This is a genomic window from Aquabacterium sp. A3 (assembly GCF_038069945.1).
Lineage (GTDB): Bacteria > Pseudomonadota > Gammaproteobacteria > Burkholderiales > Burkholderiaceae_C > Aquabacterium.
Genome location: NZ_JBBPEV010000001.1, coordinates 768,021 through 791,287 on the forward strand (window position 1 = coordinate 768,021; position 23,267 = coordinate 791,287).

The 23,267-nt window shown below is 64.5% G+C and carries 18 protein-coding genes; 7 read left to right on the forward strand and 11 right to left on the reverse strand.

Annotation, left to right across the window (positions count from 1 at the left end; all coding sequences use genetic code 11):
- Positions 1-302: 302 nt before the first annotated feature.
- Genes WNB94_RS03345 through WNB94_RS03360 form a run of 4 tightly spaced genes read right to left on the reverse strand, consistent with a single transcriptional unit; the run spans position 303 to position 3,965 of the window.
- Positions 303-1,013: an ABC transporter ATP-binding protein gene (locus WNB94_RS03345; RefSeq protein WP_341388390.1), complete on the reverse strand. Its 711-nt coding sequence runs from the start codon at positions 1,011-1,013 to the stop codon at positions 303-305.
- Positions 1,014-1,015: 2 nt separating this feature from the next.
- A complete protein-coding gene (locus tag WNB94_RS03350; protein WP_341388392.1) occupies positions 1,016-2,218 on the reverse strand; it encodes an ABC transporter permease in 1,203 nt (400 codons plus the stop codon).
- On the reverse strand, positions 2,215-3,366 hold the full coding sequence (locus WNB94_RS03355; protein ID WP_341388393.1) for an efflux RND transporter periplasmic adaptor subunit: 1,152 nt from the start codon (positions 3,364-3,366) through the stop codon (positions 2,215-2,217). The genes WNB94_RS03350 and WNB94_RS03355 overlap by 4 nt, the downstream gene beginning before the upstream one ends.
- Entirely contained in the window at positions 3,363-3,965 is a 603-nt protein-coding gene (locus WNB94_RS03360; RefSeq protein WP_341388395.1) for a TetR/AcrR family transcriptional regulator, read from the reverse strand. Before WNB94_RS03360 ends, WNB94_RS03355 begins: the two co-directional genes overlap by 4 nt.
- Before the next feature lie 500 nt (positions 3,966-4,465).
- Here WNB94_RS03360 and WNB94_RS03365 point away from each other — a divergent pair, with 500 nt between their 5' ends.
- Positions 4,466-5,914, forward strand: coding sequence for an IS1182 family transposase (locus WNB94_RS03365; protein ID WP_341388396.1), 1,449 nt, complete (start codon positions 4,466-4,468; stop codon positions 5,912-5,914).
- Between the two features lie 308 nt (positions 5,915-6,222).
- Here WNB94_RS03365 and norR read toward each other — a convergent pair whose 3' ends face one another.
- Complete coding sequence (norR, locus tag WNB94_RS03370; RefSeq protein ID WP_341389930.1) at positions 6,223-7,776, reverse strand: nitric oxide reductase transcriptional regulator NorR; 1,554 nt, start codon at positions 7,774-7,776, stop codon at positions 6,223-6,225.
- Positions 7,777-7,953: 177 nt separating this feature from the next.
- On the opposite strand from norR, the gene ytfE reads away from it, so the two are divergent.
- Together ytfE and WNB94_RS03380 are read left to right on the forward strand one after the other, a co-directional pair.
- The gene (gene ytfE, locus WNB94_RS03375) at positions 7,954-8,607 is read left to right on the forward strand and encodes an iron-sulfur cluster repair protein YtfE (protein ID WP_341388398.1); all 654 of its coding nucleotides are present in this window, start codon (positions 7,954-7,956) and stop codon (positions 8,605-8,607) included.
- 45 nt (positions 8,608-8,652) lie between these two features.
- Positions 8,653-10,950 (forward strand): nitric-oxide reductase large subunit, encoded by a 2,298-nt coding sequence (locus tag WNB94_RS03380; protein ID WP_341388400.1) that lies wholly within the window; start codon positions 8,653-8,655, stop codon positions 10,948-10,950.
- Between the two features lie 99 nt (positions 10,951-11,049).
- On the opposite strand, the gene WNB94_RS03385 is transcribed toward WNB94_RS03380, so the two are convergent.
- The 4 genes from WNB94_RS03385 to WNB94_RS03400 all read right to left on the reverse strand — a co-directional run bounded on the left by WNB94_RS03385 (position 11,050) and on the right by WNB94_RS03400 (position 16,344).
- On the reverse strand, positions 11,050-12,204 hold the full coding sequence (locus WNB94_RS03385) for an HPP family protein (protein WP_341388402.1): 1,155 nt from the start codon (positions 12,202-12,204) through the stop codon (positions 11,050-11,052).
- Between the two features lie 70 nt (positions 12,205-12,274).
- Positions 12,275-13,696, reverse strand: a complete 1,422-nt coding sequence (thrC, locus tag WNB94_RS03390) for a threonine synthase (protein WP_341388403.1) — start codon at positions 13,694-13,696, stop codon at positions 12,275-12,277.
- Positions 13,693-15,009, reverse strand: coding sequence for a homoserine dehydrogenase (locus tag WNB94_RS03395; RefSeq protein WP_341389933.1), 1,317 nt, complete (start codon positions 15,007-15,009; stop codon positions 13,693-13,695). Before WNB94_RS03395 ends, thrC begins: the two co-directional genes overlap by 4 nt.
- Before the next feature lie 111 nt (positions 15,010-15,120).
- The gene (locus WNB94_RS03400) at positions 15,121-16,344 is read right to left on the reverse strand and encodes a pyridoxal phosphate-dependent aminotransferase (RefSeq protein WP_341388405.1); all 1,224 of its coding nucleotides are present in this window, start codon (positions 16,342-16,344) and stop codon (positions 15,121-15,123) included.
- Between the two features lie 105 nt (positions 16,345-16,449).
- On the opposite strand from WNB94_RS03400, the gene WNB94_RS03405 reads away from it, so the two are divergent.
- From WNB94_RS03405 to WNB94_RS03420, 4 genes are all read left to right on the forward strand, one after another.
- Positions 16,450-16,827 carry an Mth938-like domain-containing protein gene (locus WNB94_RS03405; protein ID WP_341388407.1) on the forward strand — a complete coding sequence of 126 codons (378 nt, stop codon included), beginning with the start codon at positions 16,450-16,452 and terminating at the stop codon, positions 16,825-16,827.
- 133 nt (positions 16,828-16,960) lie between these two features.
- On the forward strand, positions 16,961-17,440 hold the full coding sequence (locus WNB94_RS03410) for a peroxiredoxin (protein ID WP_341389935.1): 480 nt from the start codon (positions 16,961-16,963) through the stop codon (positions 17,438-17,440).
- A 266-nt stretch (positions 17,441-17,706) separates the two neighbouring features.
- Complete coding sequence (locus WNB94_RS03415) at positions 17,707-19,452, forward strand: PhoH family protein (protein WP_341388408.1); 1,746 nt, start codon at positions 17,707-17,709, stop codon at positions 19,450-19,452.
- Positions 19,453-19,604: 152 nt separating this feature from the next.
- Positions 19,605-20,906: a GGDEF domain-containing protein gene (locus tag WNB94_RS03420; RefSeq protein WP_341388409.1), complete on the forward strand. Its 1,302-nt coding sequence runs from the start codon at positions 19,605-19,607 to the stop codon at positions 20,904-20,906.
- Here the strand turns inward: WNB94_RS03420 and rlmD are convergent.
- Both rlmD and WNB94_RS03430 read right to left on the reverse strand, forming a co-directional pair.
- Complete coding sequence (gene rlmD / locus WNB94_RS03425) at positions 20,897-22,333, reverse strand: 23S rRNA (uracil(1939)-C(5))-methyltransferase RlmD (protein ID WP_341388410.1); 1,437 nt, start codon at positions 22,331-22,333, stop codon at positions 20,897-20,899. The genes WNB94_RS03420 and rlmD overlap by 10 nt on opposite strands.
- A gap of 31 nt (positions 22,334-22,364) precedes the next feature.
- On the reverse strand, positions 22,365-23,264 hold the full coding sequence (locus WNB94_RS03430; RefSeq protein ID WP_341388411.1) for a peptidoglycan DD-metalloendopeptidase family protein: 900 nt from the start codon (positions 23,262-23,264) through the stop codon (positions 22,365-22,367).
- Positions 23,265-23,267 lie beyond the last annotated feature (3 nt).

Here is a 23,267-nt window from a genome sequence, read left to right on the forward strand (position 1 = left end):
GGGCTGGCGCCCATCGGACCCGGGCCCATACCTGGACCTGCACCGAGTCCCTTGCCACCGCCGCGCTGAGCCACAGCGGCACACATTGGCAATCCGATGAAGGATGTCAAAACGATCATTCGAACGATTTTCATGCTTCGCTCCTTGGTCAAAGAGACACCAAGGTCGCAGTGCCCAGCCAAGTGCCTTGGAGACCGCAGGAACAACCCAAAGAACGGGCGTCGCTCGTTCGGCATGGGCTGTGCGCCACATCCACATCTGTCCGGGAAAAACTCCTGCCCCGATCGAGCATCAAGCCATCCTCAGCTCAGCGCGCGCCCTTCGCCTGCCTCTTCGTGGGTGACTCCATCACGGATGTGATAAATCCGCTTGAAGGTCGGGATGATTTTCTCGTCGTGCGTGACCACGATGACGGCGGTCTCGAAACGCTGCGCCATGTCATTCAGGATGCGCACCACTGACATCGCTCGCACGGAATCCAAGGGAGCTGTGGGCTCGTCGGCCAGGATCACCGGCGGGCGGTTGACCAGCCCTCGAGCGATGGCCACGCGCTGCTGCTCGCCCCCTGACAACTGTGATGGCATGGCCTTGGCTCGATGGTGGACATCCAGCGCGGTCAGCAAGTCCAGCGCGCGCTGCCGTGCCTGGTCATTGGGCATGCCGGCCAGCATGGGTAGCAGGGCTACGTTGTCGGTCACATCCAGAAAGGGGATCAGGTAAGGCGCCTGGAACACAAAACCGATTTTGTCGCGGCGCAAGGCACGCAGATCGGGCACTTTCCAGCTGTTGTCAAAGATCACGTCTTCACCCAATTGCATGCGCCCGGCGGTAGGGTTGATCACAGCCCCCAGACATTTGAGCAAGGTGCTTTTGCCCGATCCTGAGGGGCCGATCAGACCCACCACTTCACCGGGCTCGACATGCATGTTGACCTCTCTCAAGGCCAGCAGGGCGGTGTCGCCCTCGCCATAGCGCTTGCTCAACCCTTCAATGTGGATGCCCTTGCGCGACATGCTCAGCCCCCAATCGCTTCAGCAGGGTCAACACGCAGGGCCATGCGGATGGACACCAGGCTCGACACCATGCAGATGCCCAGCACGATGAAGAAGCCGAGGATCGAATCACCCGGCGCCAGCAGCACGTACTTGGGGAACATCGGGGCCGCAAAGGTGGCGGCAATCTTGCCGACGACAAAGCCGATCACCCCCAGCACCAGCGCCTGCTGCAAGATCATGGCGGCGATGGTGCGGTTGCGTGTGCCGATCAGCTTCAGCACCGCGATCTCGCGGATCTTGTCCATGGTCAGCGTGTAAATGATGAAAGCGACAATGGCCGCACTGACCATGGACAGGATGACGAGGAACATGGCAATCTGCTTGGCCGAGGTGGCAATCATCTTGCCCACCAGGATGCTCTCCATCTGCGCGCGCACATGCACGGTGAAGCGCTTCCAGCGGCGGATGGGCTCGGCCACCTCATCGGGCGAGGCGCCAGGCTGGATGCGAACCAGCACGGCATTGACCGCGCTGTTGCGGGTCTGCGAGTCGATCACGGCATTGAGCAGGCCGGGGACGTTCGGTCGGTTGAATGCAGGGTTGGCCTCAGTGCGACGGCGCTGCATCAAGATGGCGTCGTTGTCCTTGAGGAACTGCGCCTCCTGCGCGTCTTTCAAGGGGATGAAGACCATCGGGTCACCGCTCGATGACACCATGCGCCGGGTCAGGCCCACCACCGTATAGTGGTTGCGGCGAATCTTGAGCACATCGCCCAGTTGCGCGCCCGCTGCCACATCGGCCACAGCTTCGTAGTGGCTGCGCGTGATCTGGCGCCCGACAATGAGCTGCGGCGGCCAGCCCGGCGTGCCCGGCTCACCGGCCATGATGCCGACCACCATGGCACGCACGTCCTGGTCACCCTTGCCGACCTGCATCGTCAGGTAGGAGATGTTGGCGGCCTGCGCCACACCGGGCATGACGCGGATGCTGCGCCACAGATCATCGGGAATGCTCGACGATTCAGCATACGGGCCCAACGTGTCTTGCTGCACCACCCACAGGTCAGCGCCGCTGTTGTCGAGCAGCACCTTGCCATCATCGACCATGCCACGGTAGACACCGGCCATGGTCAGTGTCACACCGATGAGCAGACCCAGCCCGATGCCGGTGAAGACGAACTTGCCCCAGGCATGCAGGATGTCGCGCCCGGCCAGGCTGATCATGGCGCCACTCCGCGCAGGCGCTCGACAATGTGAAGTCGGCTGCGCGCTTTCAGCGCCTTCTCGCTGTAGAGCACCACACGGTCACCGGACTTCAAGCCCTGGATGACTTGGACGCGGCCCTCGAGGTCTGTGCGACCCAGGGTGATGGGGGTGAAGGTGAGATCGTCGCCGTCTACCTTCCATACGCCGCGGCGACCTTCTACCGTGTGGATGGCGGCATTGCCTATCACGGGCACGGCAGGCAGCGCCGGCAACCGCACGGTGATCTCGGCAAGCTCTCCCAGAGGCGGCAGCGGCGATGGTAAGGAGTCGAACACGAGCTTGGCCAAGGTCTCTTCGGTGACCGCGTCGGCACGGGGCTCGATGCGCAGCACGCGTGCGGCGATGGGCTGACTGCGGCGCGAGCGCAGCATCACTTGCGCGGTCAACCCAGGCGCCAGTCCTTCGGCGCTGATCTGATCGAAACGCACATCGACCCACACGCTGGCTGGATCGAACACTTCGATCACCGACTGCCCGGCCACCACGGTGGAGCCTGGATCCACCTGGCGCGCCGCGACGATGCCAGCCGCCGGTGAGGTGAGTTGCAGGTTGCTGCGCTGGGCCTGCAAGGCCTGCAACTCGGCCTGCAATCGGCGCAGGTCTTCGCGAGTGGCGACCAGCGCACTGTCGGCGAGCAACAGGTCTTGCTGTTTGCTCGCTACGTACTCTTCGGTGACGGCGCGGGCGGGCAGCAGGTTTTCGTATCGTTGGGCCTGACTTTGCGCGAAGGCCCGCTTGGCTTCGGCCTGCCGCAGCGCGGCCTGCGCACTCTGAATGGCTGCATGTTGCGCGGTGATGCGATCGTTAAGATCCACAGCGTCCATCTCCCCCATCACCTGGCCGGCGCGCACCCTGTCCCCGACATGCACGTCGAGTCGCAATAGACGGCCCGCGGCCGTGGGGCCGATCTTGTGCGTGAAACGTGCCTGCACAGTGCCGATGCCAGACAAATCGGGCGTGATCGAGCGGTTCTCGACCGTGGTCACGGTGACCGACACCGGGGCCAAGGGGCCCGAGCGCAGCGCGACGTACCCGAACACCAGCAGCAACGGCAGCACCACGGCAATGACGGCAAGCGTGCGTCGTTGAAGGCGGGGAAACGTCATCGCACACCTCCGATGCCGCGACGGTAAATGACCCAGACCTCCGGGGCGTCGTCCCGCAGTCGCGCCACATCACCGGCGATGAGAGACTGCATCACCAAGCCTTGGATGGTGCCAATAAACAGCACGGCTGCCGCATCGACGTCCAGGCGGGCATCAATCTCTCCCGCCGCCTGACCTTGCGTCAGGATCAGTTGCAGCCGTTCACGGTACTGCCGAACAAGCTTCTGGACCATCTTTTTAGGCAGCGTGTCGCCCTGGTGCTGCAACTCGCCGAACAGCATTCGTGGCACACCAGGGTGTTCGGCCACAAAGCCGATGTGGGCAATGAACATGGCCTCCAGGGCAGCCAGCGGCGACGCGCAGCCTAGCGTCGCCTGGTCGATGCGTGCCAGAAGGCGCTCGGCCACCCAGCCCATCACCGCTTCCAGGATGGCTGCCTTGGTCGGGAAATGCTTGAACAGTGCCCCCTGCGTGACGCCCATATGCTGGGCGATGCGGGTGGTGGTGATGTCGCTGGGGTTGTGCTGCGCGGCCAACTGCACCACCGCCTCGACCGTGGCGGCGCGGCGCTCGTCTGCGGGCAGGTGTTTGGAGTTCATGTCAAAGATAGTGAGTTATTACCATCTTAACGAACACCATCGCCGTGCGTCAAGGTCGAGGCCACAGACACATGACGGTCACGGGATCCCCTGATGGTGGCTGCGGCGGAAAACTGACCCAAGTTCTTGATCAGGAATCCCTCTGGAGTGAGTTCGCTCAATGAGCGGTGCCGCCTTTGAAACCAAAACATCTGGCCGGTGTGATGAAGCCGAATGACTTTAGAGAGGGCATGGTCAGTCGATGCCTTTTAGGGCCAGCAATGGGATGGAGTAAAGCGCTGCTTGCTGACCGGGGGTGGTGCTGATGTCAGCAGTGACCCCGATGTCGGTCATTTCCGCTGCCGCGGGTGCGTTTACTCAATGACCGCATGCTGACGCTCCCGTGAATTCCGCCTGAAACAGTGACCGGCAGCAATCGCTGGAGGCTGTGTGAAAACTCGTTGATTCGCTGAGACCTGGCCCATCGCTTGCGTGCACCCTGACCCATATGGAGGTCAGGTATGCCCAGATTCATCGAGGGACAAGACAGGCACCAAGTTACCTTGCTGCCTGAGTGCTTGGACGACTTCATTGCAGAAGACAACACGGTGCGGATCGTGGATGTCTTCATCGGTGAGTTGGACCTGGTGGCCATGGGCTTCGACGGTGCGAATCCGGCGGCAACAGGGCGGCCCTCGTATCACCCGGCGATGAAGTTGAAGCTGTACCTGTATGGCTATCTGAACCGCATCCAGTCCAGTCGCCGGCTGGAGCGTGAGTGCCAGCGTAACGTCGAGTTGATGTGGCTGATCGGCAGGCTGGCCCCTGACTTCAAGACCATTGCGGACTTCCGCCGCGAGAACGGCAAAGGCATTCGCAACGTCTGTCGCCGCTTCGTGACGCTTTGCCGTGAGTTGAAGCTGTTCACCGAAGCCGCAGTCGCCATCGACGGCAGCAAGTTCAAGGCCGTCAACAACCGCGAGCGCAACTACACGCCTGGCAAGATTGAGCGTCGCGAGCGGGAGTTGGAGGAGAGCATCCAGCGCTATCTCGAGGCTCTGGATACGGCAGACCGAACCCAGCCCGTTGAAGTGCAGGCCAAGACCGAGCGGCTGCAAGGCAAGATCCAGAAGATGCGCCAGCGTCTGCAGGAGCTGCAGGCGATGAAGGCTCAGTTGGAGACCCTGCCAGACCGGCAACTATCCCAGACGGATCCCGATGCACGCGCTATGACCACGTATAGCGCGAAGGGCACCGCCCTGGTGGGCTACAACGTGCAGGCCGCCGTCGATACAAAGAACCACCTGATCGTTGCTCACGAAGTGACGAACAACGGAAATGATCGGGCGCAGTTGAGTGTCATGGCCTTGGCCGCACGCGAGGCGATGGGCAAACGCAAGATGAAGGCCATAGCCGATCGCGGCTACTACAGCGGCCTGGGGCTGAAGGCTTGCGAGGATGCTGGCATCGCGGCGATTGTTCCTAAACCCATGACATCCAATGCCAGAGCGGAGGGGCGGTTCGATAAAACAGACTTCGTCTATATCGCGCATGCCGACGAGTACCAATGCCCTGCCGGGGAAAGAGCCATTCACAGGTTCAGCCGAGAGGAAGCGGGCCTCCAGATTCACATCTATTGGTCCAGCGCCTGCCCAACCTGTCCCATGAAGACGCAGTGCACGACGAGTGATTACCGGCGTATCCGGCGTTGGGAGCATGAAAGCGTGATGGACGCGGTGCAGCAGCGATTGGACCAAATGCCAACGGCCATGACGGTACGCAAGCGCACCGTCGAGCACGTCTTCGGCACGCTCAAGCACTGGATGGGCTGGACCCATTTCCTGACGCGAGGGATGCAGCACGTTGAGACGGAGATGAACCTCAGCGTGCTCGCGTACAACTTCAAGTGCGTCCTCAGCATTCTTGGCTTTGAGAGGGCCCAAAAGGCGATGAGGCTGCTTGGGGCGTAAAGCCCATTTGCCGCTGGGCAGCGCATGCCGATCTACGACGGGCTCCAAACGTTCCTGAGAGGCTCGGAGGCCTCAGTATGGCCTCAGTATGGCCTCAGTTGAATTGAGCTTGGTCTAAACCTGATGCCGGGTTCACGTGTCTGGCATCTGAAGCGTTATCACACAGCCTCGCTGCAACGCAGTCACCCCAACGCTCGACCTCAACTCACACTTGCGGCGCCCAGAAAAACACCATCCCCTCTGGCAGCGACATCGCCTCGATCAATACGGCGCTGCGCCATTGAGTCCGCACGGGCGAGCCAACCCCGTCACTTCACCCCCAGCCGCTTGGCCAACTTGTGCAGGTTGCTCGCGTCGATGCCCAGCCAGCGGGCCGCTTCGGCCCAGTTGCCACCTGCGGCCTGCAAGGACTGGCGCACCAGGGCGCGCTCAAACTGCGTCACCTGCTCGCGCAAGCCCGCCATGTCCGGCCCGGCAACGCCCTCGCCCCATGAAGGCGCCGCATCGCCCGCGCTCACCAGGTCAGCTTGCCCCAGCCGTGCCCCCGGTGTCTCATCCAGATCCAGCAAGTCTTCGGTCAAGGTCACAATGTCGCGCCGGTTCACGCCCCGGCTCAGCAGCTTGAGCGCGGCGCGGCCCATCACGTGCTCCAACTCGCGCACGTTGCCCGGCCAGCCGTAGCGCAGCAAGGCCGCTTCCGCGCCGCTATCCAGCCGCAGGCTGCGCATGCTCAGCCGCGCGCGGTTGACCTCCAGAAAGTGCCCCGCCAGCAGCAGCACATCGTCGCCGCGCTCGCGCAGAGGCGGCACGTGCACGGGGTAGACCGACAGACGGTGGTACAGGTCGGCGCGGAAACCGCCATGGCTCACCGCGTCTTTCAAGGCGCGGTTGGTGGCGGCCACCACGCGCACGTCCACCTTCACGGGTTTGTCGGCTCCCAGGCGCTGTACCTCGCCGTTTTGCAAGGTGCGCAGCAACTTGGCCTGGATGCTCAGCGGCAGCTCGCCCACCTCGTCCAGGAAGATGGTGCCGCCACGCGCCGCCTCGAAGCGCCCGGCCCGGTCAATGGTCGCGCCCGAGAACGCACCGCGCACGTGGCCAAACAACTCGCTCTCGGCCAGCGACTCGGGCAGCGCCGCGCAATTGACGTGCACCATCGGCCCCTTGGCCCGCGCCGAGCACTCGTGCACGCGCTGCGCGAACAGCTCCTTGCCCGTGCCCGTCTCGCCCATCAGCAGCACCGGCAGGTCAGACTGCGCCACCACGTCCACCTCGTGCAACACCCGCAGCAGGGCCGCGCTGTGGCCGATGATGCCCGTGCGCACGCCGGGCATGGGCGCATCCGAGGCCCCCGATGCGGTCACCCTCGCCTGGCGCAGCACCTGCACCTCCTGCTCCAGCAGGCTCACCCTCACGGCCGCGCCCACCCAGGGCAGGCAGGCGCGCAAGGCCTCTCGGGCTTCGTCATCGAAGGTGCCGGGCTGCAAGGCGTCGAGCGTGAGCGCGCCCCAGCGCCGGCCGTCGATGTGCACGCTCGCGCCCATGCAGTCGTGCACGGGCAGCGGGTGGCCGGCCATGCCTTCGACCAGGCCGTCGTAGGGGTCGGGCAAGGTGCTGGCGTGCTCGAAGTGCACCACCTCGCGGCTGAGCAGGATGGTCGACAGCCGCGGGTGCTGCGCCACCTCGAAGGCCCGGCCCAAGGCCTCGCGGCTGAGCCCCTCGGCGGCCACCGGGCGAAGCGCTTCGTCCTCTTCCTGCAGCAGCACCACGGCCTCGCAACCAAAGCGCGCCTTGAGCTGCCCCACCAGCCTTTGCAGCCGCACCGCGCGCGGCAGGCTCACCGTCAGGTCGGCCAGGGCCATGTGATCGATCAGGGTGTTTTCAACCTTTTGCACGGTCATTCATACCCAAAAAAATTGGGTTTATTTTACCCTCATATTTTGCAAGTGCTTGATTTGCAAGGCGCCATGGGCTGGTCTGCGGTTTGCGATGTCACAGGCAAGTCCAACCTGGTCCCCCACTTTCAAAAGGAGCCCACCATGAGCCACGCCGAACAATCCCTGGGCCTGCTGGCCCGCACCATCCCCGGCGCCACCCGCGTCTTCCACGCCCACCACCTCGACTTTTGCTGCGGTGGCAAGCAAACCCTGCAGACCGCCGCCGACAAGGCTGGCCTGGACGCATCGCAAATCGCGGCCCAGCTCGACGCCTTGCAAGACGGCGCCGACGAGGTCGTGGACTGGACGGAAGCCGCCACGCCCGACCTGGTCGATCACATCCTGGCGCGCTACCACGCCCGCCACCGCGAGCAACTGCCCGAGCTGATCCGCCTGGCCCGCCGCGTCGAGCACGTGCACGGCGACCGCCCCGAGTGCCCGCTGGGCCTGGCGGACCACCTCGAGACCATGCAGCAGGAGCTGGAAAGCCACATGCAGAAGGAAGAGATGGTGCTCTTTCCGATCTACAAGCGCGGCATGGGCAACCCGAGCCTGCCACCCGTGCACGTGATGCGCATGGAGCACGACCACCACGGCGAAGAGCTCGCCAAGCTCGAAGCGCTGACCAACGGCATCACCCTGCCTCGCGGCGCCTGCAACACCTGGCGCGCGCTCTACCTGGGCCTGCAGACCCTGCGCGAGGACCTGATGGCCCACATCCACCTTGAAAACAACGTGCTGTTCGAACGCGCCTGAGCGCGTGGCCGCACCCATCCCACCCATCCATCAGAAAGAAGCAACATGGGTCCGTACAAGAAGCACTGGTGCGCGCTGATCGGCGTGTGCATCGTGATGTTCTCGCTGCTGGGCTACTTCGGCGCCGAGGTCTACCGCTCGGCACCGCCGATCCCCACCCAGGTCAGCTCTGCCAGCGGGCAAAAGCTGTTCACGCAGGACGACATCCTCGACGGGCAGACCGCCTGGCAATCGGTCGGCGGCATGCAGCTGGGCTCCATCTGGGGCCACGGGGCCTACCAGGCCCCCGACTGGACGGCCGACTGGCTGCACCGCGAGCTGAGCGCCTGGCTCGACCTGGCCGCCCACGAGCGCCACGGCAAGGCCTTCGATCAACTCGGCGTGGGCGAGCAAGGCGCGCTGCGCGCCGAGCTCAAGGCCGAGTACCGAGGCAACCGCACGGATGCGAACGGCACGCTGCAAGTGAGCGACCGACGTGCGCAGGCCATCGCACAAACGGCGGCCTACTACGATCAGCTCTTCTCCGACGCGCCCGCGCTGCGCAAGAGCCGCCAGAGCTTCGCCATGAAGGAGAACACACTGCCCAGCGCCGAGCGGCGCCAGGCCATGACTCAGTTCTTCTTCTGGACCGCCTGGGCCGCCGCCACCGAACGCCCAGGCACGCACGTGACCTACACCAACAACTGGCCGCACGAGCCACTGATCGGCAACACGCCCAGTGGCGAGAACATCGTGTGGTCGATCGCCAGCGTGGTGATCCTGCTGGCCGGTGTCGGCTTCCTGGTCTGGGGCTGGTCCTTCCTGCGCGATCACGAAGAGCCTCTGCCGAAAGCGCCTTCTCGCGACCCGCTGACCTGCTTCGCGCTCACGCCCTCGCAACATGCACTGGGCAAGTACCTGTTCCTAGTCGTGGCACTGTTCGTCTTCCAGGTGTTCCTGGGGGGCTTCACCGCCCACTACACGGTGGAGGGGCAGCATTTCTACGGCATCGATGTGTCGCAGTGGTTCCCGTATTCGCTCACGCGCACCTGGCACATCCAGGCCGCGCTGTTCTGGATCGCCACGGGCTTCCTGGCCGTCGGTCTGTTCCTCGCCCCCGTCATCAACGGCGGCAAAGATCCGAAGTTTCAGAAGCTGGGCGTGGACGTGCTCTTTTGGGCGCTGGTGGCGGTGTGCGTCGGCTCCTTCGCCGGCAACTACCTGGCCATTGCGCAAAAGCTGCCGCCCGAGTGGAACTTCTGGCTGGGCCACCAGGGCTACGAGTACGTGGACCTGGGCCGCCTGTGGCAGATCCTCAAGTGGGTCGGCATCCTGCTGTGGCTGGTGCTGATGCTGCGCGGGGTGCTGCCCGCCTTGCTCAAGCGCTCGACGGATGGCAAGGGTGAAGACAAGAACCTGCTCGCGCTGCTGACCGCATCGGTCGGCGCCATCGGCCTGTTCTACGGCGCCGGCCTGTTCTATGGCGAGCGCACCAGCCTGTCGGTGATGGAGTACTGGCGCTGGTGGGTGGTCCACCTCTGGGTCGAGGGCTTCTTCGAGGTCTTCGCCACCACGGCGCTGGCCTTCGTCTTCAGCAGCATGGGCCTGGTCTCGCGCAACATGGCCACCACGGCCAGCCTGGCATCGGCCTCGCTGTTCATGCTGGGCGGCATCCCCGGCACCTTCCACCACCTGTACTTCGCGGGCACCACCACGCCGGTGATGGCCGTGGGCGCCGCCTTCAGCGCGCTCGAAGTGGTGCCGCTGATCGTGCTGGGCCACGAGGCTTGGGAGAACTGGCGCCTGAAGGACCGTGCACCGTGGATGGACAGCCTCCGCTGGCCGCTGCTGTGCTTCGTGGCCGTGGCCTTCTGGAACATGCTGGGCGCAGGCGTCTTCGGCTTCATGATCAACCCGCCGATCTCGCTGTACTACGTGCAGGGCCTCAACACCACGCCGGTGCACGCCCACGCCGCGCTGTTCGGGGTGTACGGCTTCCTGGCGCTGGGCTTCACGCTGCTGGTGCTGCGCTATGTGCGCCCGCAGTTCGCCTTCAACGACCGGCTGATGACCATCGCCTTCTGGGGCCTCAACGGTGGCCTGGTGCTGATGATCGCCACCAGCCTGCTGCCCATTGGCATCATCCAGTTCGCCGCCAGCGCCAGCGAGGGTCTGTGGTATGCCCGCAGCGAAGCCTTCATGCAGCAGCCACTGCTGCAGACGCTGCGCTGGGTGCGCACCTTCGGCGACCTCGTCTTCATCGGTGGCGCCGTGGCCCTGGCCCTGCAGGTGGTGCTGGGGCTGGCGAACAAGGGGCAATCCTCGCGGCAGGCTCCGGCCGACGCCAGGCTGGTTCGCGGCTGATGTTCATGCCGCCCTGACCTCACCGACCCCGGCCACATCTGACATCCGGCTGGGGTCGGCCGAAGTCAACTCAAACGCCTCACGGCCTGCTCGATTCGATCAATCGGCAGGCCGTGTTGCTTTGTACAGTGCCTTCACGAGGTCGGACTGGGTGATGATGCCCACCAGCTGTTTGTCCCCGTCGATCACCGGGATGTGGTGGTGACCGACCTCCGAGAACAACGGCACCAGCTCGGCCACGCGCCTGTCGCCACTGATCACGCGCACGCCGCGCGTCATGATGCGGCCGACCGTGTCGGGCATGGCCGATGCTGCCTTCGCGTCTCGCTTGACCAGGGCCAGCAAGCGGTTGGCCATGCCCTCATGCTGGTCGAGGCCGGCGTGGCGCATGAAGTCGGCCACCGTCAGGATGCCGACCACCCGTTGCGACTGATCGATCACGGGCAGCGCCTTGATGCGGTGCTCGCGCATCAGGCGCCAGGCTTCTTCCAGCGACGTGCTCAAACGCGCCGTCACCGGCGCTTTCGTCATGATGTCCGCGCACAGCAGGTGCCCGAAGTTGCGCTCGTAAGCCGCCGCCTCGGCGAATTCAAGGATGCCCTCCAGGTCGTCTCGGCTCACGTCAAGCACCTGGTTGTAGTGGGCCAGCGCCGCGTCCAGGTCGGCTCCCGAAAAGCGGCTGCCCGGCTTGACGGAAGGCTGCGCCGCGCCACGGTGCGGGTAGCGCCGCCCTGTGAGCTCGTTGTAGACCATGCCCGCCATGACCAGCAGCATCGAATCCGTGAGCATGGGGAACAGCGCGAACTCGGGTTTCGCGCCCGTGAGCGCCGCCAGCAAGGCCGATGCGCCGCCTGGCGGGTGCAGGCAACGACAGCGGAACATCACAGCGATCGCTCCGGCGACGGCCACCGCCCCGGCCCAGGCCGGATCGGGGATGAACATGGCGCACACGCTGCCCACCAGGGCCGACAAGGCGTTGCCGCCCACCACCGACCAGGGCTGGGCCAGCGGGCTGGCCGGCACGGCGAACACCAGCACCGCGCTGGCGCCCAGCGGGGCCGCGATCCAGGCGGCGCCGCCTGTCGGCAAGGCGGTGCCCATCCAGCGGGCCAGCAGCGCGGTCACCAGGATGCCGACGCCAGCGCCGAGCAAGGCACGCCACTGCTCGCGGGCGTTCACCGAAGGGGCGGCAGGCTGAAGGCCGAGCCACCATGCGCGGGCCGATGCCTTCAGGCGAAAAAACAGGGGCCGCATGTCGCTCTGACTCGGTCAGTCCATGCCGAGAACCGAAGCAGCCAGCACCGGCATCCCCACGTCAAACCCGTCAGTCCTGGCAGTGCTGGACCACGTAGTCCTTCACCCACTGCGTGTCCTTGGGGCACACCACGAACCGCTTGGGCAGGTCTTCCAGCCCTTCCAGGCCCTGGATCCAGTGCGGACGCGCAGGACGCTGGCCAGTGGCTTCGATGATGGTCTCTTCGAACTTGGCCGGCAAGGCGGTTTCCAGCACGATCATGGTCACACCGGGCTTCAGGTGCTCCTTGGCCACCTTCAGGCCATCGGCCGTGTGGGTGTCGATCAGGGTGCCGTCTTTTTCGAAGGTGTCGCGGATGGTGGTCAGGCGGTTGGCGTGGTTGCTGGTGCCCGAGGCGAAGCCGTAGCCGGGTACCTTGGCGAACACCTCCGCTGGCAGCGTGAAACCGCCTTCTTTCTCGACCGCGTCCTTGAACAGGGCCTTGCAGGCCGCGCCATCGCGCCCCAGCAGATCGAACACAAAGCGTTCGAAGTTGGAAGCCTTGGAGATGTCCATCGAGGGCGACGAGGTCTCGTACGTCTCGGCCGAGCCGCGCACGCGGTAGGTGCCGGTGCGGAAGAACTCATCGAGCACGTTGTTCTCGTTGGTGGCCACGATCAGCTGATCAACGGGCAGGCCCATCATGCGGGCCACGTGGCCGGCGCAGACGTTGCCAAAGTTGCCCGAGGGCACTGTGAAGCTCACCTTCTCGGTGTTCGACTTGGTGGCGTAGAAGTAACCGGCGAAGTAGTACACCACCTGGGCCAGCAGGCGCGCCCAGTTGATCGAGTTGACCGTGCCGATCTTGTACTGGCGCTTGAAGGCCAGGTCATTGGAGACGGCCTTGACGATGTCCTGGCAATCGTCGAACACGCCTTCGACGGCGATGTTGTGGATGTTCGGGTCCTGCAGGCTGAACATCTGGGCCTGCTGGAAGGGGCTCATGCGGCCATGCGGGCTCAGCATGAACACGCGCACGCCCTTCTTGCCACGCATGGCGTACTCGGCCGCGCTGCCGGTGTCGCCCGAGGTGGCCCCCAGGATGTTGAGCTGCTCGCCGCGGCGGCCCAGTTCGTACTCGAACAGGTTGCCCAGCAGCTGCATGGCCATGTCCTTGAAGGCCAGCGTCGGGCCGTTGGACAGGGCTTCCAGGCACAGGCCCGGCTCCAGGTGCTTGAGCGGCGTGATCTCGTCAAAGCCGTACACCGCCTTGGTGTAGGTCTTGGCCGTCAGCGCCTTCAGGTCGGCCGCCGGGATGTCGTCGATGTACAGCGACAGGATCTCGAAGGCCAGCTCGGCATACGACAGGCCGCGCCACTTCGTGAGCGTGGCGTCGTCCACCTGGGGGTAGGACACGGGCAGGTACAGCCCGCCGTCTGGCGCCAGGCCCTCCAGCAGGATTTCGGAGAAGCCGCGCTGCGTCTGATCGCCCCGCGTGGAGATGTACTTCATGCGAGTTCCTCCTTGCGCAGCTTGACGATCGGGGCCAGCACGGTCGGCAGCGCCTGCATGGCCGCAAGGGCCTGGTTCATGCCACCTTCGGTCGTGTCGTGCGTCAGGATGATGAGGTCGGTCTGGCTGCCTTCGCTCACCTCATCGGCCTCGCGCTGGATGACCGCGTCAATGCTGATGCCCTCGTCGGCCAGGATGCCCGTGATCTTGGCCAGCACACCGGCCTTGTCGGCCACGCGCAGACGCAGGTAGAACGAGGTGACCACCTGCTCCAGGGGCAGGATGGGCAGCGCCGACATGGCGTCAGGCTGGAAGGCCAGCGAAGGCACGCGTGCCGCAGGCGCGGCGTCGATCAGGCGGGCGATGTCCACCAGGTCGGCGACCACGGCCGACGCGGTGGGCTCCGAGCCCGCGCCCTTGCCGTAGTACATGGTCGTGCCCACGGCATCACCCTGCACCAGCACGGCGTTCATGGCACCTTCCACATTGGCGATCAGGCGCTTCATGGGCACCAGCGTGGGGTGGGTACGCAGCTCGATGCCTTGGTCACGACGGCGCGCGATGCCCAGCAGCTTGATGCGGTAGCCCAGTTGCTCGGCGTACTTGATGTCCGTGGCCGACAGCTGGGTGATGCCTTCCACGTGCGCCTTGTCGAACTGCACCGGGATGCCGAAGGCGATGGCGCTGAGCAGCGTGGCCTTGTGCGCGGCGTCCACACCTTCGATGTCGAAGGTGGGGTCGGCTTCGGCATAGCCCAGGCGTTGCGCTTCTTTCAGCACCACGTCGAAGTCCAGGCCCTTGTCGCGCATCTCGGACAGGATGAAGTTGGTGGTGCCGTTGATGATGCCGGCCACCCACTGCACCTGGTTGGCCGTCAGGCCTTCGCGCAACGCTTTGATGATGGGGATGCCACCAGCCACAGCGGCCTCGAAGGCCACGATCACGCCCTTGTCGCGCGCGGCGGCAAAGATTTCGGTGCCGTGCACGGCCAGCAGGGCCTTGTTGGCCGTGACCACGTGCTTGCCGGCGGCGATGGCCTCCAGCACCAGGGCCTTGGCGATGCCGTAGCCACCGATCAGTTCCACCACCACGTCGATGTCGGGGTTGGCGATCACGGCGCGTGCGTCAGAGACGATCTGGGCGGCATCGCCCACCACCTTTTGGGCCAGCTCGGTGTTGAGATCGGCCACCATGGCGATCTCGATGCCACGGCCGGCGCGGCGGCGAATCTCTTCCTGGTTGCGCTTCAGCACGGTGAAAGTGCCGCCGCCGACGGTGCCGATGCCCAGCAGGCCGACGCGCACGGGGCGCAATTGTTCTTGGCTCATGATCAAAGTCTCTGGTGTGCTGCAGGCAGCCTCCTGGGCCGCTGCGGGGTTCAAATCAGTATGCTCGGGCGCCCTGCGTGCCCTCAAGCGCCCACCTCAGGCGTGGCGCTTGCGGTAGCCGTCCAGGAAGCGCGCGATGCGGTTGATGGCGTCGGTCAGGTCATCGCCGTTGGGCAGGAAGACCAGGCGGAAATGATCAGGCTGCGGCCAGTTGAAGCCCGTGCCCTGCACGATCAGCACCTTTTCTTCGGCCAGCAACTCGTAGGCAAACTGCTGGTCATCGGCGATCGGGTAGAGCTTGGGGTCCAGGCGGGGAAACATGTACAGCGCGCCCTTGGGCTTGACCACGCTCACGCCCGGAATCTGCGTGAGCATGTCGTAGGCCAGATCGCGCTGTTTGCACAGGCGCCCGCCCGGCTGCACCAGGTCTTTGATGCTCTGATAGCCACCCAGTGCCGTCTGGATGGCCAGCTGACCGGGCGTGTTGGCGCACAGGCGCATCGATGCCAGCATGTTGAGGCCTTCGATGTAGTCCCTGGCATGGCGCTTCTCGCCCGAGACCACCATCCACCCCGCGCGATAACCGCACGAACGGTAGTTCTTGCTCAGCCCGTTGAAGGTGAGAAACAGCACATCCTCAGCCAAGGACGCGATCGAGGTGTGGCTGTGCCCGTCGTACAGCGTCTTGTCGTAGATCTCGTCGGCCATCACGATGAGCTGGTGCTCACGGGCCACCTCGATGATCTCGCGCAGCAGGCTTTCGGGGTACAGCGCGCCCGTCGGGTTGTTGGGGTTGATGACCACGATGGCGCGCGTGCGCGGCGTGATCTTGGCGCGGATGTCGGCGATGTCCGGGTACCACTCTTGCTGCTCGTCGCAGATGTAGTGCACAGGCCGACCGCCCGACAAGGCCACCGCAGCGGTGTACAGCGGGTAATCGGGCGCCGGCAACAGCACTTCATCGCCCTCGTTGCACAGGGCATTGATGGCCATGACGATCAGCTCGGACGCGCCATTGCCCAGGTACACGTCATCGACGGTGACACCCTTGATGCCTTTTTCCTGGCAGTAGTGCACCACCGACTTGCGCGGCGCAAACAGGCCCTTGCTGTCGGTGTAGCCGGCCGCACCCGAGAGGTTGCGGATCATGTCCTGCACGATCTCGTCGGGCGGCTCCAGCCCGAACACGGCCAGGTTGCCGATGTTGAGCTTGATGATCTTGTGCCCGTCTTCTTCCATCTGCCGCGCCTTCTCCAGCACGGGCCCACGGATGTCGTAACAGACATTGGCGAGTTTGCTGGATTTGGCAATCGGTTTCAAAACGGGCTCCGTCAGCAGGGGGATTTTCGGCGAAGCTAGAATTTAACCACACCCGGCCACCACCGGCAGCCCCGCCAATGGTGGTGACTGCGCCCAGATTCAGCCATGAAACTCCAACCTGACCGCGCCGAAGGCGTCAACGTCATCCATGCCTACACGCCCGACTCGGTGTCCGTCAATGGCGTGGTCCACACCCAGGCGGTGCTGGTGCCCCACACGGGCGACGTGATCGGCTGGGAGGCCACCTCGTGGGATGCCCTGAACGAAGCGCATTTCCAGCGCATTGCCGAGGCGGCCCCCGAGTTGGTGGTGTTCGGCAGTGGCGCCACATTGCGGTTCGTGAAACCTGCCCTGCTGCGCCCGCTCATCGATGCACGCATCGGCATCGAAACCATGGACTCGGCGGCGGCCTGTCGCACCTTCAATTTCCTGGTGGGCGAAGGCCGCCGGGTGATGGCGGCCATCTTGTTGCCAGGGGCCTGATCAGGCCGTCGTGAATGGTCAAAAAAGGGCGCTTCTGCGCTTCCACCTTGAGGGGGATGCCCCGTGGCGGAATGCATTTGTGGAAGCACTTTATAATCATGGGCTATCCACGCAGTCTGCTGATCAGGAAGACATGACACCCGCCCTCAACAAACCGCTGCCGGAATTTGAAGCGATCGCCACCGGCGAAGTGAAGTTCACACCCCAGGCGTTCATCGGCCAGACCGTCGTGTTGTACTTCTACCCGAAGGATCACACCCCTGGCTGCACCACCGAAGCCATGCAGTTCCGTGACAAACACAAGGAATTCACCAAGGCTGGTGCTGTCGTGTTTGGCGTATCGCGCGACAACCTGGCCTCGCATGACAAGTTCAAGGAAAACCTGGACCTGCCTTTCGAGCTGATCGCTGACACCGAAGAAAAGCTCTGCCACATGTTTGGTGTGGTGAAGAACAAGATCATGTACGGCAAGAAGGTCAAGGGCATCGAGCGCTCGACTTTCCTGATTGGCCCTGATGGCGTTTTGCGTGCCGAATGGCGCGGCATCAAGGTGGCGGGCCACGTGGACGAAGTCCTGCGTTCGGTTCAAGACCTTCAGCGCGAAGCCGCCTGAGCGTGAATGGGGTGCTGCAGCGCCCCCGCAAAAGGCCAGACACCATCTGCCAGTCTGACAGAAGATTCTTCTTGCAAAACCTGAATGTTGTGCCCCGCGCACATCGTTATCAGGGAGTTGGTTCAAGGCACGACTTGTGCATAATCAATCGCATGCACCTGAGCTTGCCCCAACCGGCTGATGCCGCTCAAGCTGCCCCGAGCAAGGCCGCACACAACGCTGTGCGGCCTTTTTTCTTGCCTTGCCACTTTTGATGGATCGCCAAGATGCCCCTGCCCAAGCCGCCCGCCAAACGCGCCGACATGCTGACCGAAGAGGACATCCGCAACCAGCCCAAGGCTGTTCGCAAAACCGTGCGAACCAGCGCAAGCTCAACCCGACCCGTGTCCGCCCCACTTGCACCACCGCCCGTGGTGCAGACCGCCCCTGTTCTGGAGCTCGTCAAGCCAGCGCGCCAGGAGCCCGCTCCACGCGTGACGGCCACCACCGCCAAATCAGCGGTGATTGAAGCGCGCACCCCTGAAGCACGTCAGGCGCCACCGGCGCCCACCAAGGCCCGCACCACCACGGGTGCCAGCGCCGGCCGTGGTCGGCGAAAGCTGGTCGACAGTGGCCCGCCGCGGCTGTTCGTCCTGGACACCAACGTGCTGCTGCACGACCCGATGTCCCTGTTCCGCTTTGCAGAACACGACATCTACCTCCCGATGATCACCCTGGAGGAGCTGGACGGTCACAAGAAAGGCATGACCGAAGTCGCGCGCAACGCACGCCAGGTCAGCCGTGACCTGGATGCGCTGGCGGCCGACATGAGCACGGCCAAGGCCAATCAGATCGACACGGGCATTGCGCTGGACAAGACGGGCCACGTCGAGGCCACGGGCCGCCTGTTCTTCCAGACCACGGGCATGGCGGTGGAGCTGCCCACGGGCTTGCCACCAGGCAAGGCCGACAACCAGATCCTGGGGGTGGTGCAGGCCTTGCGCGCGGCCCACACCGGGCGCGACGTGGTGCTGGTGTCCAAGGACATCAACATGCGCATCAAGGCCCGTGCCTTGGGATTGCCCGCCGAGGATTACCACAACGACAAGACCCTGGACGACGGCGATCTGCTCTACACCGGTGTGCTGCAGTTGCCCGACGACTTCTGGGAGCAGCATGCCAAGGGCATGGAGAGCTGGCAGCAAGGTGGCTCCACCTACTATCGCCTGGCCGGGCCCATGGTGCCGATGTTGCTGGTCAACCAGTTTGTGTACCTGGAAAGCCCAGGCGCCAGCCCGTGGTATGGCAAGGTCACGGAGATCACCGGCAAGACCGCCGTGCTGCGCACGCTGAAGGACTACACCCATCAAAAGAACGCCGTGTGGGGTGTGGCGGCCCGCAACCGCGAGCAGAACTTCGCCCTGAACCTGCTGATGGACCCGGAATGCGATTTCGTCACCCTGACGGGGTCGGCCGGTACCGGCAAAACGCTCATGACCCTGGCATCGGCCCTGAGTCAGGTGCTCGATGAACGCCGCTACACGGAGATCATCGTCACCCGCGTGACGGTGCCCGTCGGCGAGGACATCGGCTTCCTGCCCGGCACCGAAGAAGAGAAGATGTCTCCCTGGATGGGCGCGCTCGACGACAACCTGGAGGTGTTGTCACGCACCGACAACAGCGCAGGTGAATGGGGTCGTGCGGCCACCAACGAACTGGTGCGCAGCAAGATCAAGATCAAGAGCATGAACTTCATGCGGGGACGCACGTTCTTGAACAAGTTCCTGATCATTGACGAGGCCCAGAACCTCACGCCCAAACAGATGAAGACCTTGATCACGCGGGCGGGCCCTGGCACCAAAATCGTCTGCCTCGGTAACTTGGCGCAGATCGACACGCCCTACCTGACCGAAGGTTCGTCGGGCCTGACCTACGCCGTGGACAAATTCAAGGGCTGGCCTCACAGCGGCCATGTCACGCTGGCACGGGGCGAGCGCTCTCGACTGGCCGACTACGCCTCTGAAGTGCTCTGACGAGGTTTCACTGGACGAAAAAGCCGGGTTTGTACGCCCGGCTTTTTTCATGTACTCCCCGCAAACATGGGGAACGGGGGCGTGAAATCAGCACAGCCAAAGGATGATCCCGCGCCTGCCGGGATCATCTTGCGTCAGACAATGAGGGCACGATGTCAGCCGCCCTCACCTCCACCCCCCTCCCCGCGCAAACCGCGTGGGCACAGACCGCCGTGTTTTCGGTGCTGTTTGTGTTCCTCATCGTGGTGGTGGTGGTGGTGCTGGCGGGCTGGCGTGATCGCCCTGACCACACACGCTCATCCTGGCCCACGTGGTGGCCAAGCTGGCTGCACCTCAGTGGTGTGGACCGCCTGTTGTTTTCGGGCGTTGCCGAGCAACAGGTGGTCGGCCGCCGGTTTGCCATCGGCGCCGCCAACTGCCTGGCCGGCCTGTTGGCGCTGAACTACGGCAGCTGGCAGGGCGTCATCGACCCTCACGACTGTCTGCTCATGACCGTGGTCGCCCTGAGCGTGCTGCTGGTGTTGTACGCGGTCTTTCGCTCCGGGCTGAACCAGCGTCTGGCCGACCCGAGCATGGGCGGCGTGGCGACGGCACTCAGTGTGTTCTTTCTCGCGTGGGGCTACGTCATTGGTGGCCCAGGTCGAGCGGTGGCGCTGCTGTTGCTCTTCGTCATCCTGATGTTCAGCATCTTCACCAGCACAACGCGCGAGCTCCGGCGCGCCAGCATCCTGGCCGCGGCATCCTTCGGGTGGGCGATGTGGGAAGTGGCGCAAGCACAGCGTCATGTGAAGCACGGCCCGGAGTTGCAACTGGTTTATTACCTGACGCTGCTGCTGATGCTGGTGAGCGTGTCCTTGCTGGTGGGGCAGCTGGCCAGGCTGCGCGAGACGGCGCGGCGGCGACGCCAGGAGCTGCACAAGGCCTTGCAACGCATTCAGGAGCTGGCGATTCAAGACGAGCTGACGGGACTCTCGAACCGTCGCCACATGCTGGAGCGGCTCACCCAGGAGCAGCAGCGTCAGCGTCGCCAGGGGGGGCCCACGTCGGTGGCCCTGGTGGATGTGGACCACTTCAAGACGATCAACGACCGCCACGGCCATGGCGTGGGTGATGAGGTGCTCAAGGCCCTGGCAGACGTCATGCGCAAAGGGCTGCGCGAATCAGACACGCTGGCACGCTGGGGTGGTGAAGAGTTTCTGATGCTGTTCCCGGACACGACGCCCGACGATGCACGCGCCGTGCTGGTGCGGATTCAGGCCAGGCTGGCGCGCGCGGCCACCATGCCCGCGGGCTTGCGGGTGACCTTCTCCGCCGGGGTGGCGCCGCTGGTCGTGGACGACAGCCTGGAACACAGCATCTCGCAGGCGGACGTGGCCCTGTACGCCGCCAAGGCGCAAGGGCGCAACCGCGTGCACGTGGCGCCTCAGGAAAGCCCCCCCACGGCTCAGGCCTGAGGCTCGGGCGCCGTGCCCACCCGCTCGAACACCGCCATGCTCTCGACGTGGGCGGTGTGGGGAAACATGTTGACCACACCGGCTGCGGTGCAGCGGTAGCCTGCCTGGTGCACCAGCAAGCCCGCATCCCGTGCCAAGGTGGCTGGATTGCAGCTCACGTAAACGATGCGCTGTGGCCACTGCCAGGTGGCGGGCACCAAGGACGGATCCTGGTGCAGATCGGCCATGGCCTTGGCCAAGGCAAAAGCGCCCTCGCGGGGCGGGTCGACCAGCCACCGCTGCGCAGTCCCGTAGGAGACCAGCTCCTGGGGCGTGATCTCAAACAGGTTGCGAGCCACAAAACCGGTCTTGTCGGCCAGCCCGTTGGCCTGCGCGTTCTCTCGCGACCGGGCCACCAGGGTTTCGCTGCCTTCAATGCCCAGCACCTCTCGCGCCTGGGTTGCCAAGGGCAAGGTGAAGTTGCCCAGCCCGCAGAACCAGTCGATGACGCGTTCGTCAGGGCGGGCCTGCAACAGACGCAAGGCACGCCCGACCAGCACCTGGTTGATGGCATGGTTGACCTGGGTGAAGTCGGTGGGCCGAAACGGCATGTGGATGCCGAATTCCGGCAGGGTGTAGTCCAGCGTCGGCAGGGCAGGGTCCAGAGGATGAACCGTGTCAGGGCCTTTGGGCTGCAGCCACCACGACAGGGTTTGCTGTCCGCCGTCTGCAGGGCTGTGGCGCACCGCAAATTCGAGCAGCCGGTTTTTGTCAGCTTCTGTCAGTGGCTCAAGGTGACGCAGCACCAGCACGGTGACCCGGGTGCCCACGGCCACCTCGATCTGCGGCAGGCGCTCACGCTGATCCATGCCGTGAATCAGGTCCCGCAAGGGCATCAACAGCTTGCTGACATGAGGCGGCAGGATCTCGCAGGTTTGCATGTCGGCCACATAACGCGATTTGCGCTCGTGGAAGCCGATCAACACAGCGCCTTTTTTGGCCACATAGCGCACCGACAGCCGTGCGCGGTAGCGATAGCCCCAGGCCGGCCCTTCGATGGGCCGCAACATGGTGTCGGGGCGCACCTTGCCCAGGTGCCAGAGGTTGTCCTCCAGCGCTCGCTGCTTGACGGCCACCTGCGCTGAAGGGTGGAAATGCTGCATCTTGCAGCCACCACACAGGCCGAAATAGCGGCACTGGGGCACCACCCGCTGCGGACTTTCACGCCGCATCTCGGTCAGGGTGGCCTGCTCCCAGTTGTTCTTGCGCCGCACCACCTTGACCCGGACCTGTTCGCCCGGCAAGGCGTCTTCAATGAAGACCACCTTACCATCGGCACGGTGGGCCACGCCCTGGGCCTCCAGGTCCAGAGATTCAACGTCAAGCCATTGCAGATGGGGCTCTGGAGGCTGCTGATCAGAAAGAGAAACGGGGGATGAATCGCTCATCCCCCGATTGTCTCAGGTGTGCACACCAAATTCAGCGTGCGGGCAACTCGGTGGCCGGGTCGATGGGCTTGCCCTGCTTGCGCAACTCGAAATGCAGTTGCACTCGATCAGAGTCGCTGGAGCCCATCTCGGCGATGGTCTGCCCTCGCCGCACCCACTGGTCTTCCTTGACCAGCAGCTTCTGGTTGTGCGCATACGCCGTGAGGAAATCACCCGTGTGCTTGATGATGACCAGGTTGCCGTAGCCGCGCAAACCAGAACCGGCGTAGACCACCTGGCCTGCCGCGGCCGCCATCACCGGGTCACCGGCCTTGCCGCCGATGGACAGGCCCTTGCGTCGGCCTTCGTCAAAGCCACCCAGCAAGGGGCCGTTGGCCGGCCAGGACCACATTGAATCCTCTGCAGAAGGGCTTGCCTTGGGTGCCGCAGGTGCCGCCGGGGCGACCACTGGGGGCACCGCACCACCAGGCGCCGGCTTGGCGGCCGCCGGGGCCGATGGCGCGCTCGCCGCAGCGACCGGGCGGGGCTGCTCCAGCCCGCGAGACTCGATCTGGGGCGCCGCGATGGGCTTGGCTGCCGTACCCGGCACCACGGCCGCCACCGCCGTGTCGGCGGGGGGCTCCACGCGCAGCACCTGCCCCACCTCGATGACGTTGGGGTTGTCGAGCTGGTTCCAGGCCGAAATGTCGCGCCAGTTCTGCCCGGTCTCCAGGCTGATGCGGATCAGCGTGTCGCCCGGCTTGACGGTGTAGTAGCCAGGCTTGCCGGCGTTTTCGTGGCCAGGGGGCAAGCGAACCGGCGTCAAAGAGCCGTCCGCCGATCGAACGACCCGCTGCTCGACGGGCGCACGCTGGTGTTGTGTAGCGCAGCCGGCCAACGTGGCCAGCAGCACAGAAGACAGGGCCAGTCTGGAGATTTGTGTCACATGCATCGG

Coding starts and splice junctions, on each gene's coding strand:
- WNB94_RS03345 (WP_341388390.1), bottom strand. CDS start 1,013: ATGTCGCGCAAGGGCATCCACATTGAAGGGTTGAGCAAGCGCTATGGC.
- WNB94_RS03350 (WP_341388392.1), bottom strand. CDS start 2,218: ATGATCAGCCTGGCCGGGCGCGACATCCTGCATGCCTGGGGCAAGTTC.
- WNB94_RS03355 (WP_341388393.1), bottom strand. CDS start 3,366: ATGACGTTTCCCCGCCTTCAACGACGCACGCTTGCCGTCATTGCCGTG.
- WNB94_RS03360 (WP_341388395.1), bottom strand. CDS start 3,965: ATGAACTCCAAACACCTGCCCGCAGACGAGCGCCGCGCCGCCACGGTC.
- WNB94_RS03365 (WP_341388396.1), top strand. CDS start 4,466: ATGCCCAGATTCATCGAGGGACAAGACAGGCACCAAGTTACCTTGCTG.
- norR (WP_341389930.1), bottom strand. CDS start 7,776: ATGGCCCTGGCCGACCTGACGGTGAGCCTGCCGCGCGCGGTGCGGCTG.
- ytfE (WP_341388398.1), top strand. CDS start 7,954: ATGAGCCACGCCGAACAATCCCTGGGCCTGCTGGCCCGCACCATCCCC.
- WNB94_RS03380 (WP_341388400.1), top strand. CDS start 8,653: ATGGGTCCGTACAAGAAGCACTGGTGCGCGCTGATCGGCGTGTGCATC.
- WNB94_RS03385 (WP_341388402.1), bottom strand. CDS start 12,204: ATGCGGCCCCTGTTTTTTCGCCTGAAGGCATCGGCCCGCGCATGGTGG.
- thrC (WP_341388403.1), bottom strand. CDS start 13,696: ATGAAGTACATCTCCACGCGGGGCGATCAGACGCAGCGCGGCTTCTCC.
- WNB94_RS03405 (WP_341388407.1), top strand. CDS start 16,450: ATGAAACTCCAACCTGACCGCGCCGAAGGCGTCAACGTCATCCATGCC.
- WNB94_RS03410 (WP_341389935.1), top strand. CDS start 16,961: ATGACACCCGCCCTCAACAAACCGCTGCCGGAATTTGAAGCGATCGCC.
- WNB94_RS03415 (WP_341388408.1), top strand. CDS start 17,707: ATGCCCCTGCCCAAGCCGCCCGCCAAACGCGCCGACATGCTGACCGAA.
- WNB94_RS03420 (WP_341388409.1), top strand. CDS start 19,605: ATGTCAGCCGCCCTCACCTCCACCCCCCTCCCCGCGCAAACCGCGTGG.
- rlmD (WP_341388410.1), bottom strand. CDS start 22,333: ATGAGCGATTCATCCCCCGTTTCTCTTTCTGATCAGCAGCCTCCAGAG.
- WNB94_RS03430 (WP_341388411.1), bottom strand. CDS start 23,264: ATGCATGTGACACAAATCTCCAGACTGGCCCTGTCTTCTGTGCTGCTG.